This is a genomic window from Lactivibrio alcoholicus, from assembly GCF_055390895.1.
Genome location: NZ_AP042471.1, coordinates 2315177 through 2326729 on the forward strand (window position 1 = coordinate 2315177; position 11553 = coordinate 2326729).

The window sequence follows — 11553 nt, forward strand, 5'->3', positions numbered from 1 at the left end:
CAGAATCGATCGACATACTATGACAGGAGTGGATCCGTTTTGAAAAAGATCATTTTCGCGTTTCTCGCGGCGGCGACGCTCGCGCTTGCGCCGGCCGCGTTCGGCGGTGAATTGCCGCGCCTTTCGGTGAGCTATATTTTCACGACGCACCAGGAGCCCTTCATGGTCGCGCTCGCGCGCGGCGATGCGTTCGCGGATTCGGGCGTGTATCTCAAGCCCGTCGTTGCGAAGGAGAAGTACGACCTCATGGTGAAGGGGAACGCGGTCGCGCGCCTCAACGTCATCGTCGCGAAGAGCGGGGCGGAGACATCGACGCTCTTCGCCCAGAAGCACCTCGACGTCGGTCTCGGGTCGCTTCCGGCCATGATGACCGCGATCGACAAGGGGCTTCCGATCAAGGTCCTCTGCCCGGTGCATACCGAAGGTATGGGGCTCGTGGTTGCCCCGACGAATCCCGTCTCCGACTGGAACTCCTTCCTCGCGTGGGTCAAGGGCGCGAAGCAGCCGGTCAAAGTGGGCTACCACTCTCCGACGAGCGCCCCGCGAATCGTCATCGAGGGCTCGCTGCGCGAATCGGGCCTCGCCGTGACGGAGGACCCCGGGGACTCGAAGGCCCAGGTGCTTCTCGTGGACCTCAAGGAAACGTCAAATCTGATCATGGCGCTGACGAGCGGACAGGTGGACGCGTGGGTCGGGCCGGACCCGATTCCGGCCGTCGCGGCAGAGAAGAAGGCCGGAAAGATCGTCATGGATCTGAAGGACCTGCCTCCTGCGGGCCGCTGGTCGAACTTCCCGTGCTGCGTCGCCGCAGCGCGGACGGAGATCCTCGAGGCGCATCCGGCCGAAACGGCAGCCCTCGTCGATCTGCTGACGAAGAGCGCGGCGTGGATCAACGCGAACAGAGGCGAGGCCGCGACGATCACGGCCGAGTGGCTCGGAATGCCCCGTGAGGCCGTCGAACGCTCGACGATCGTCTTCGGGACCGACCCGACCGAAGGCTGGATTCGGGGCGCGGGGGCCTATCTCGACGTCCTCAACGCGATGAACAAGCTCTCGGGGTCGCTCAAGGGCAAAAAGATAGAGGACGCGCAGGAGATCCTCTTCGATTTTTCGCACGTCCGCAAATAGGGACGCGTACAGGCTGAGGTTCGGACCGTCCCCCGGTTTCTTCCCCCCTTTTCTCCGGGGGGCGGTTCCTCCTCTCTCGTCATGAAGAAACAACGGACGTTTTCGCTCGTTCCATTCGTCATCCCCGCGCTCTTTCTTCTCCTGTGGCATGTCGCGGCCGTGAAGGCGAACAATCAGGTGGTCGTTCCCCAACCGGAACAGGTGGGGGAACTTTTCGCGTCGCCGTTCGCGTCTGTCATCGGGATGGGGTCGCTCGCGTCCAACATCCTCGTGAGCCTCGCCCGCGTCCTGACCGGCTACGCGCTTGCGGTCGCCGTAGGAATTCCCCTCGGGATCGCGATGGGGCACAGCTCGCGGTGCCACGAACTGCTCAACGTGTTTTTGTCCCTCTTCCGGCCGATTCCGCCGCTCGCGTGGGTGCCGCTCGTTCTCGCGTGGTTCGGCGTCGCCAGCTTCGCGACGATGGCGGGCGTGGAGGAAGGGAGGTTGTTCGTGCCGCTGAACAACCTGAAGCTCTCGATGCTCTTCATCATCTTCATCGGCGCCGTCTATCCGATCCTGAGCGGCGCCATCCACGGCGTCAGGGGCGTGCGCACGATCCTGATCGACTCGGCGAGGACGCTTGGGGCGTCGGATCGCGACATCTTCCGGTCGATTCTCCTTCCGGGCGCGATGCCGTCGATCGTCAACGGCCTCCGGGTCGGGCTCGGCTTGGCCTGGATGTGTCTCGTCTCCGCGGAAATGCTTCCCGGAAGCATCTCCGGCGTGGGGTACCTCATCACGCACGCGTACACGCTCGCGCGGACGGACGTCGTCGTGGCCGGAATGGCAGGCATCGGTTTCGTCGGCGCGCTCCTGGACTACGGCTTCCGGCGGATCGAGGAAAGGAAGTTCCAGTGGGTTCGCCTGAGCCGATGAAAGCTGTTCCCGTCGTGTCGGTCCGGGACCTTTCGGTGACCTTTCCGAAGCGTTCCGGCGGGACGCTGACGGCCGTGGACGGAGTCTCGCTCGATGCGTGCGAGAACGAGTTCGTCTGCATCGTCGGCCCGTCCGGGTGCGGCAAGTCGACGCTGCTCCGCGTCGTCGCGGGACTCGAACATGCGTCGGGCGGAACCGTGGAGTATCGCGGGATCCCCATCGCGGGTCCCGGACGCGAGCGCGGCATGGTGTTTCAGGAGTATTCCCTGCTCCCGTGGCGAAACGTCTTGGACAACGTCGCGCTGGGGCTTGAATACGCACGGGCGCCGGGGTGCGAGCGCATCGAACGCGCCCGGGAATTTCTGGATCTCGTGGGGCTGTCGTCCTTCGAGAATGCGTTGCCGCACGAGCTTTCGGGCGGCATGCGCCAGCGCGTGGCGATCGCGCGGTCGCTTGCGGCGGAGCCCGACGTCCTGCTCATGGACGAGCCGTTCGGCGCGCTCGACGCGCACACGCGGATCCTCTTGCAGCGGGAGCTGCTCCGGATCCGCTCGGTCCGGAAGAACACCGTCCTGTTCGTGACGCACAGCGTCGACGAGGCCGTCTACCTCGCCGACACGATCGTGGTGTTTTCCGCGCGCCCCGGACGCGTCACGGCGATGGTCCCCGTCCCGTTCGACCGTCCGCGCCGCCGCGACGATCCCGAGTACGGGCGATTGACGGCGTCGATCCTCGATACGCTCGACGCGGCGATTTCCGGGGAAGGGTACGGAAACGACGATGGCCCCGAGGCTCAGGATTGACGCTCTTTCGAAACGCTTCGAAAGTGTCGTCGTGCCCGATGGCGCATCGCTCGGCGCGATGGAATATTACCGGCAATACGCCGTGGGATGCGTCATTCCGTCTTCGGTGGTCCTGTCCGAAAATCAGGACGAAACGGCGATACACACGATAGGAGAGAAATCATGCACGATATCGACAGCATGCTGGAATCCATGAAGGATTCCGTGGCGGCGGCACCGGTCAGGATCAAGGAGTCGAAGGAATCCGGGACGCCCGTCGTCGGGACCTTCTGCATCTTCACGCCCTGGGAGGTGATTCGCGCGGCGGGGGCCGTCACGGTCTCGCTCTGCAGCACGAGCGAGAAACCGATCGCGGCGGCCGAGGAACACCTTCCGAGAAATCTGTGCCCGCTCATCAAGTCGAGCTACGGCTTCGCGATAACGGACACGTGTCCCTACTTCCACTTCTGCGACTTCGTTCTGGGCGAGACGACGTGCGACGGAAAGAAGAAGATGTTCGAGTATCTGAACGCCCTGAAACCGGTCCACGTCATGTATCTTCCGTATCGGTCGGCGGTGCCGGAGTCGCTCGCGGCCTGGAAGGAGGAGATTCTCCGTCTGATCCGCTATGTCGAGGAGGTGTTCTCCGTGACGGTTACGAACGACGCGCTCCGTGACGCGATCCGGCTCAGGAACCGCGAACGAAGCGTCCTCAACCGTCTCTTCGCGCTCGCGCGAACCGATCCGCCGGCGCTGAGCGGGATGGACATCCTCACGGCGTCGGACTACGTCAAATACGGGTTCGACTACGAAACCGTCCTCACGCAGGAGGAGACGTTCATCCGCTGCGTCGCGGAGAACTACGAGGCCGGCGAACGCCGCGTCCCGGAAGGGGGAAAACGCATTCTCGTCACGGGGTGTCCGCTCGGCAGGAGCCTCCACAAGGTCGTCCGCGCGGTCGAGGACGGCGGGCTCGGGACGGTTGTCGCGTTCGAGAACTGCGGAAACCTCAAGGGAACGACCGATCTCGTCGACGAGACGATCGACCCCGTCGACGCGCTGACGGAAAGATATCTGAAGACGCCGTGTTCCTGCATGTCGCCGAATCCGCGGAGGCTGGAGTTTCTCGAACGCTTCGGGCGAGAGTACCGGGCCGACGGCGTCCTCGACGTCATCCTGCAGGCGTGCCACACCTACAACGTAGAGACGCACGGACTCCGCGAATCGTTCAGGGCGGATGGGACGCCGTATATGGCGATCGAGACCGATTACTCGCAGGGCGACGTCGGGCAGCTTTCGACGCGCGTCGCGGCCTTTCTGGAGATGCTCTGAGATGACGCCGCTCGTCCTCGGCATCGATCTCGGATCCGTCGGGATCAAGGCGGTTATTTACAGGGAGAGGATTATCGACCGGATTGTTGCCCCAACGGGCTGGAATCCCCGCGAAACGGGGGTGGCGGCGATGGAAACGCTGCTTGAGCGGAACGGTCTTCGTCGCGACGCGCTCTTCCGCGTCGTCGCGACGGGGTATGGCCGCAACGCGTTCGTTTCGGACGACCGCGTGACCGAAATCACGTGTCACGCGGCGGGCGCCGTGTTTCTGCATCCGGAAGCCCGGGCCGTCCTCGATATCGGCGGTCAGGACAGCAAGGCGATCCTCCTGGACCGCGACGGCTCGGTCCGGGACTTTCTCATGAACGACAAGTGCGCGGCCGGGACCGGTCGTTTTCTCCAGATGATGGCGTCTCTGCTCGAATACGATCTTTCGGACTTCGGCGCGATTCCCGACGACGTGGCGCCGCAGCCGATCACGAGCATGTGCACCGTTTTCGCGGAATCGGAGGTCGTGAGCCTGCTCGCGCGTGGCGTCGACAAACGCTCGATCGCGCTGGGGCTGCTCGATTCGGTTGCGGCGCGCGCGGCGTCCATGCTTCAGAAAGTGGGCGGCGACGGACCGATTGCCTTTACGGGCGGTGTCTCGCGAAGTTCGAACCTGGTGCGCCTTCTGGAACGGAGGACGGGCCGTCCGGTTCTCGTATCGGAAGACGCCCAGATCGCGGGGGCTCTCGGCGCCGCGATCATCGCGGCGCGGAAAGCCTGACGATGACCGCCTCCGGTGATCTCCGGACCGGCGTTCTCCTCTGCGACCGCGCGAACGCGTTCTGGACGGATATGGAACGCGCGTATTCCGTCCTGTAGGACGGGGCGGGAAAATCACCTGTATCCTCCCGGGGTGCGGGGGAACGCCGGACGCACAGCCTTGTCGCGCTCAGAGAGATGATCGAAGGAGGATTCGACGCGCTCGTCGTCAATCCCCTCGACGAAACGAACGTTGTTCCGGAGATTCTGCGAGCTGCGGATCAGGGCGTCGGCGTCTTCGACGACGGAACGAAGGGGAATTGCCCGTCGGCGGCGTGATCCCGGACGATCCCGGGGCGGAATTCGACGAAGGACAGAAGGCGGGGGAGCCGTGTCCTGCGACTCCCCCGCACCGTTTCCGAAGAACCGTGTCATCGCTTGAGGGTGATCCGCCCCTCGAGTTCGGGCTTCATGCCTCCCTTGAGCCGGACGTATTCCGCGACGGCCTCCGCGTCGAGAATGTGGAGATCCGTGAGGTCGCGGGCGTTCTTCCTGAGAACCGTCATCTTGTCGCCGCCTCCCGCCACCCACGTCGATGTCGTGACTGTATAGGTCTTTGCGTCGTCGAGCGGACTCCACGCTCCGGGCTTTTCCTCGACGAGGATCGACGTGACGCGCCGCCCCGCCTGCCTCGTGACGCCGTCGTTGTCGATGAGCGCCGGCGGAAGCCGGAGGTCGATCGTGACGCGGAGCCCGGAAACCTGCTGGAACCCGCCCGTGGGCGTCCGGAGCTTCCCGTCGTACTGGTCGCCCGCTCCGATGAGCGCCGAGGCGGAAGCCTCCATCGCCTCGCGGATGTCCCTTCCGGTCAGCGTCATGCGGACGAGCGAGTTCCCGTAGGGCATGAGCTCGACCATCGTCCTGTAGGAGGCGTTCCCTGCCGGGATGACGCGGTCGCCTCGGATGCTGCCGCCGTTCTGGATGCCGATCTGCGTGTTGCCGCGCCAGCGGAAGGCGTCGGCGATGAAGTCGCCGACGGCGGATTCGGTCGCGCGGACCACGATCTTCCTCACGTCTGCCTGGTCCATCGGGCCGATCGGAACGCCGAGCTTCTTTTCGAGCTCCGCCTGGTACGGATCGAGAATCAGCGATACCTTGAAATCCTGCGGGACGTCGGCCGCCAGTTCCCGGACGGTCCACCGCGATACGCCGGAGTCGAGCGCTCCGTCCTTCACGCCGAGCGTCATGACGCCCAGGTACCGGCACATGGACCCCGCCTGGCCGATGATGGTCTTCCACCCTCCGGGTCCTTCGACGATCTCGGGCTTCGTCAGGAGATCGTGCGAATGTCCGCCGACGATCGCGTGGATTCCGGACGTCGACGCAGCGAGCGCACGGTCGGCGTAAAGTCCCGCGTGGCTCATCGCAACGACGATGTCGCAGCCTTTGTCCCGGAGGAACGGCGCCATGCGGTTCGCGACCGCAGCGAGATCCTGCTCCGCTCGAAACGCGTCGCTCCCGCTCGTGACCATCGCGAGTTCGGGTGGCACGAGGCCGAAAAGGCCGACTTTCAGACCGTTTTGCATCGTGAAAATCGCGTACGTCTTCCATGGTACGCGCGTGTCGGAGGCACGGGGCTGAAGGTTCGAGACGACGATCGGGAAGCGCGCCCACGCGAGCGCATCGCGGAGAACGTTTTCGCCGAGATCGAATTCGTGGTTGCCGAGCGTCCCGGCGTCGAATCCGGCGAGCGAAAGCCCGCGAAGCTCCACCTCGCCGTGGTAGAAGTAGAAGAGCGGCCCTTCGTCGACGTCGCCGATCGAAAGCGCGAGAACGTTTCCCGGATCTTTCGCCTTTTCTTGCCGGATGAGCGTCGCGGCGCGGGCGAGTCCGCCGACCTCGACGTCTTTCCGTCCTTCCGTGCCTTCGACCGAGATCCTGTACGGGAAGACGTGGCTGTGCATGTCGTTGATCGAAAGCAGCGTCACGACGCCCGACGCGGCGTCCGCCGTCCACGCGGCCGCGAAAAGCAGCAACACAAATCCGAGCGCCCCGAGGGCGCGGGTACGGATCGTCCGTTTCATGGAATCTCCTTTCCGGGGAAACCCTTCCGGTTACTTGTATTCGTCGACGACGATCTTTCCGTCGGCGATCTCCTTCGTAATGGCTTTCAGTTTCGCGGCGACATCCGCAGGGATGAGCCTGAGGGCGCTCTCGGACCACGAGAGGTCGACGCCGCCGTTCTTCAGATCGTAGGAAACGGTCGTTCCTCGCGGAAAACGCCCTTCCGTCTTTGCCTTGATCATGTCGAACGCGGCGACGTCGAGACGTTTGAGCATCGACGTGAGAACGACGTCCGGGGCGAGACGCTCCTGCGGGGAGTCGACGCCGATGGCGTAGAACCGCGCCTCCTTCGCGGCTGCGATGACACCTTCTCCCGAACCCCCCGCGACCTGGAAGATCACGTCCGCGCCGTTCTTGTGCTGGTTCAGGGCGAGTTCCTTCCCCTTCGCGGGGTCGTACCAGCTCCCGATGAACCCGGTGACGACCCTGCAGTTCGGATCGATGTACTTCGCCCCCTGCTCGTAGCCGACGAGAAAGTTGTGGATGACCGGGATGTCTTCGCCGCAGACGGCTCCGACGATCGCCTTTCCGGAGACCATCGGGTCGCCCTTCCGCGTCGCCATGAGCGCCGCGAGGGCGCCAGCAAGGAAGCTGCCCTCGTTTTCCTTGAAATCGACGTAGGTGACGTGCTCGGTCTTCCCGGCGACGTCGAAGTACGCGAAGTCCGTCTGCGGGAACTTCGGAGCGACCTGCTCGATCGCGTCGATGAATTCGAACCCGACGACGATCACGAGGTCGAAATTCTTCGCGGCCGTCGCCATGTAGGTCACGTAGTTCGCGGGATCCATGTTGCACTCCATGACCTTGACGATGACCCCGAGCTCCTTTTCGGCGCGGCGGAGTCCCGCGTTCGCGGAATCGTAGAACGACGCGTCGCCGAGCTGCCCCGCGACCAGAAGGGCGACTTTCGTCTTCGCCGCCGCGAAGACGGGGGACACCCACGCCGCACCCGCGAGAAGCGAGAGAAGCAGCGTTACAGCCAACGTTTTTTTCATAGTGATCCTCACCTCTTGTGTCTGGGATTCCCCTGAGCCGGGGCCGAACGACCCGGTCTTTCACGACCGGGGAGACGCCACTGCTTCGCGACGAGTACCGCGACGACGAGAAGGTACGGAAGCATGAGCGCGAGATGGCTCGAGAAACCATGCGATTGTAGTTCAATTCCGGTTGCCTGCGCAAGCCCGAACAGACAGACGCCGACAATGGTCCACCCGAGGTGCCCATTTCCGAAGATGACGGCCGCGACGGCGATCCACCCTCGTCCGGCGCTCATTCCGACGACGAACGCGACGAGATACGATGTCGAGAGGTACGCTCCGGCGGCACCGACGAGAACGCCGTTCACGAGCAGCGCGACGTACCGCATCCTCGTCGGGGAAACGCCCGCCGAAGCGAGCGCGTCTTCGTTCTCTCCGGCGCACTTGAGCCGGAGGCCGAAAACGGTGGATCTGTCGATCCGGAGCATAACGACGAGTACGACAATGGCGGCCCACACGGCGACAGACAGTCCGTTCAGCCATTCGGGCAGAAAGGGGAGCGAGATATCGGGCATCGGAACGATGGAGGGATCGCGGAATCCCCCCTTCGTGTGGAAGAAGAATTTCATCAGAATCATCGCGATGTCGTCGGCCAGAATGTTCATCGTCATGCCGACGACCCAGATGTTCGACCGCAGCGTCACGCAGAGGAGTCCGAAGAGAATGTTGTACGCGAGCGACGCGGCGATCGCGCAGAGGACCCCCGCGATCCATCCGCCGAGGAGGTAATTCCCCAGAATCGCGAAGAACGACGCCAGGAGCATGGCCCCCTCCTGGCCGATGTTGAGGATTCCCGTCTGTTGCGTCCACGCTCCGCCGAGCGCGGTGAACAGCAGCGGCGTGACCATTCTGATGGAGGCCCGGACGAGCTCCACGTCAGTCCTCCCGGATGCGGTTCGCGAGACGGTCGGCCACGGCGATCCCCGCCGTGACGAAGAGCACGGCGCAGCAGACGATGAGCGAGACGAGTTCGGTCGGGACGCCCGTCGCGAGCTCCATTTCGAGCGCTCCCGAACTCATCACGGCGTAGACGATCGCTGCGGCGATTCCGGCGGCCGGAGCGTTCGCGACCATCATCGCGAGGATCATCCCGGTCCACGTGTACCCCGCGGAGATCGTCGTCATGAAACGGTAATGGTCTCCCATGACGAGCAACGCGCCGGCGAGTCCGGCGAGCGAGCCGCTCAGAAGCATCGCCTGCATCTTGCGCGCAGGCACGTCGATGCCGCCGTACCGTGCGAAGATCGGGTTCAGGCGGCAGCAGCGCCACTCGTAGCCGGCTACGGTCGCCGTCATCATGACCGCGACGGCCGCGACGGCCGCGACGGCCGCGAAGACCCCCCAGTTCAGCGTTCCGAACGCGCCGAAATGCGGCAGGCGCATACTTTCGACGATACGGTCCGTCGTTCCGGCGTTCGCGCGGGCGCCCGCGTACGGACCGGTCGCGAGCCATGTCGTGAAGAGAATCGCGATCGAGTTGAGCATGATCGTGAGGACGACGATATTGATCCCCCTGTCGAGGCTGAGTCGCGCCGGAATCCATGCCCAGAACATCGCGACGCCGATCGCGGCGGCGAGGCCGAGAAGGATGAGAACGTACCCCGGCAGGAACTTCAGGTCGATTCCGACCCAGGCGGCCGCGAAGGCACCCAGAAAGAGCTGCCCCTCAGCGCCGATGTTCCATATGCCGCCGTTGAACGCGACCGCGATGCTCATCGTCGAAAGGACGATCGGAACGGCGCGCGCGAGCGTCGCGATGAGCGCGTCCCGGTCGCCGAGAGCTCCGCGGAGCATGCCCGCGTAGGCATCGATCGGATCGGCCCCGTAGAGGAGGATGAAGAGGGCGCCGAGGAACAGGCTGATGCCGAACGACAGGATGACGATCAGAAGATCTCGCTGTTCGCGGAAAACGGAACGGTTCACGTGGGATCTCTCCTTTTTTTCTTTCTCGCGCGACGGGCCCGTCACTTCGCGGACGCGAGCATGAGCGCTCCGATCCTGTCGCGCGAAGCGTCCGACCTCGGAAGCACCGCCGTAAAGAGCCCTCCGAGAAGCACCGCGATACGGTCGCTCAGAGAGAGGATTTCGTCGAGATCCGCCGAAATCAGGAGGATCGCGCCGCCGTCGCGACGGAGCGAAAGAAGGCGTTCGTGGATCGCCGCCCGGCCGCCGATATCGACGCCTCTCGTGGGTTGCGCCGCGAGAAGGAAACGGGGGGAATGCTCGAGTTCGCGCGCCATCACGAGGCGCTGCATGTTTCCGCCGGAGAGCGTTCCGGCCTGGATCGCGTCGTGCGCCGCCGCGATCCCGTACGAGGCGAGGAGCGTCCGGACGAAGTTTCCGACGGCCCCCCTCCGGACGAACGGACCGGATCGGAATCGCGTCTCTCTGTGATGGCCGAGGATCGCGTTGTCGCGGACGGCCGCGAGCGGCGCGAGGCCCGTCCGAAGCCTGTCCTCCGGGATGAACGCCATTCCCGTGTCGCGCCGTTCCCGAACCGGACGGCGCGTGATGTCGGTTCCCGACAGAAGGATCCTCCCGTGCCTGACCGGGCTCAGACCTGTCAGGAGGTCCTCGAGTTCCTTCTGGCCGTTTCCCGTGATTCCGGCGATTCCGAGGATTTCGCCGCCCCGAACGTCGAACGAGACCCCTTCCTTCGAGGAAGGGAAGAGGCCGAGGTCGCGTACTTCGAGCACCGGGGCGGAGGAACGGAGGAGTGCGTCCTCCCCGGGAGCGGCCGGGAACGGGACGTTTCGCCCGACCATCAGACGCGTCAGGAGGTCCGGTGTCGCTCCGGCGCGATCCATCGTCGCGACGTGCCTGCCGTGCCGCATGACGGTGATTCTGTCCGAAACGGCCAGAACCTCCGAGAGATTGTGCGCGATGAAGATCACGGTCTTGCCCTCATCGCGGAACGTCCTGAAGATGTCGAACAGTCCGAGGATCTCTTCCGGGGCGAGGACGGCGGTCGGTTCGTCGAAGACGAGCAGCGTCGCCCGGCGGTAGAGGAGCTTCAGGATTTCGAGACGTTGCCGGAGGCCTACGGACAGTGTGCGAACGGGAGCGAGCGGGTCGATATCCATCGAATAGCGGTCCATCAGTTCGCGGACTTCGTCGAGCGCGCGGTCGCGGGCGAATCGGACGCCCTTTCGGGGTTCGTTGCCGAGGACGACGTTCTCGAAGACGGAAAGCGACGGAACGAGCATGAAGTGCTGATGGACCATCCCGATTCCGAGTCGCATCGCGTCGCGCGGCGAACGGATCGACACGGTTTTCCCGTCGAGGAGGAACTCCCCTCCGTCCGGGCGGTACATGCCGTACAAACACCGAGCGACGGTCGATTTGCCCGCGCCGTTCTCTCCGACCAGCGCGTGAATCGACGCGGACGCGGCGTCGAACGGGAAATCGTCGACGGCTCTGAGAGCCCCAAAGGTCTTCGAGAGCCCGCGGATCGAAAGCGACGGCATGGAACTCATCCTTTCGGC

At 64.4% G+C, this 11553-nt stretch carries 11 protein-coding genes; 6 read left to right on the top strand and 5 right to left on the bottom strand.

Features of this window, described 5'->3' with window-relative positions:
• Positions 1 to 39 precede the first annotated feature (39 nt).
• From ACZ5IU_RS10610 to ACZ5IU_RS10635, 6 genes are all read left to right on the top strand, one after another.
• The gene (locus tag ACZ5IU_RS10610; protein WP_464417075.1) at positions 40 to 1128 is read left to right on the top strand and encodes an ABC transporter substrate-binding protein; all 1089 of its coding nucleotides are present in this window, start codon (positions 40 to 42) and stop codon (positions 1126 to 1128) included.
• An 81-nt stretch (positions 1129 to 1209) separates the two neighbouring features.
• Positions 1210 to 2046, top strand: a complete 837-nt coding sequence (locus ACZ5IU_RS10615; protein WP_464417077.1) for an ABC transporter permease — start codon at positions 1210 to 1212, stop codon at positions 2044 to 2046.
• Positions 2025 to 2849 carry an ABC transporter ATP-binding protein gene (locus ACZ5IU_RS10620; RefSeq protein WP_464417079.1) on the top strand — a complete coding sequence of 275 codons (825 nt, stop codon included), beginning with the start codon at positions 2025 to 2027 and terminating at the stop codon, positions 2847 to 2849. Before ACZ5IU_RS10615 ends, ACZ5IU_RS10620 begins: the two co-directional genes overlap by 22 nt.
• Positions 2850 to 3011: 162 nt before the next feature.
• Positions 3012 to 4160, top strand: coding sequence for a double-cubane-cluster-containing anaerobic reductase (locus ACZ5IU_RS10625; protein ID WP_464417081.1), 1149 nt, complete (start codon positions 3012 to 3014; stop codon positions 4158 to 4160).
• A gap of 1 nt (position 4161) precedes the next feature.
• The gene (locus tag ACZ5IU_RS10630) at positions 4162 to 4929 is read left to right on the top strand and encodes an acyl-CoA dehydratase activase (RefSeq protein ID WP_464417083.1); all 768 of its coding nucleotides are present in this window, start codon (positions 4162 to 4164) and stop codon (positions 4927 to 4929) included.
• A 176-nt stretch (positions 4930 to 5105) separates the two neighbouring features.
• Positions 5106 to 5246 carry a hypothetical protein gene (locus ACZ5IU_RS10635; protein WP_464417085.1) on the top strand — a complete coding sequence of 47 codons (141 nt, stop codon included), beginning with the start codon at positions 5106 to 5108 and terminating at the stop codon, positions 5244 to 5246.
• Between the two features lie 92 nt (positions 5247 to 5338).
• On the opposite strand, the gene ACZ5IU_RS10640 is transcribed toward ACZ5IU_RS10635, so the two are convergent.
• Genes ACZ5IU_RS10640 through ACZ5IU_RS10660 form a run of 5 tightly spaced genes read right to left on the bottom strand, consistent with a single transcriptional unit; the run spans position 5339 to position 11535 of the window.
• Positions 5339 to 6991, bottom strand: coding sequence for a bifunctional metallophosphatase/5'-nucleotidase (locus ACZ5IU_RS10640; RefSeq protein ID WP_464417087.1), 1653 nt, complete (start codon positions 6989 to 6991; stop codon positions 5339 to 5341).
• A gap of 30 nt (positions 6992 to 7021) precedes the next feature.
• The gene (locus ACZ5IU_RS10645) at positions 7022 to 8026 is read right to left on the bottom strand and encodes a BMP family lipoprotein (protein ID WP_464417089.1); all 1005 of its coding nucleotides are present in this window, start codon (positions 8024 to 8026) and stop codon (positions 7022 to 7024) included.
• An 8-nt stretch (positions 8027 to 8034) separates the two neighbouring features.
• On the bottom strand, positions 8035 to 8943 hold the full coding sequence (locus ACZ5IU_RS10650; protein ID WP_464417091.1) for an ABC transporter permease: 909 nt from the start codon (positions 8941 to 8943) through the stop codon (positions 8035 to 8037).
• Between the two features lies 1 nt (position 8944).
• Positions 8945 to 9991 (bottom strand): ABC transporter permease, encoded by a 1047-nt coding sequence (locus ACZ5IU_RS10655; RefSeq protein WP_464417093.1) that lies wholly within the window; start codon positions 9989 to 9991, stop codon positions 8945 to 8947.
• 41 nt (positions 9992 to 10032) lie between these two features.
• Positions 10033 to 11535 carry an ABC transporter ATP-binding protein gene (locus ACZ5IU_RS10660; protein WP_464417095.1) on the bottom strand — a complete coding sequence of 501 codons (1503 nt, stop codon included), beginning with the start codon at positions 11533 to 11535 and terminating at the stop codon, positions 10033 to 10035.
• Between the last annotated feature and the right edge of the window lie 18 nt (positions 11536 to 11553).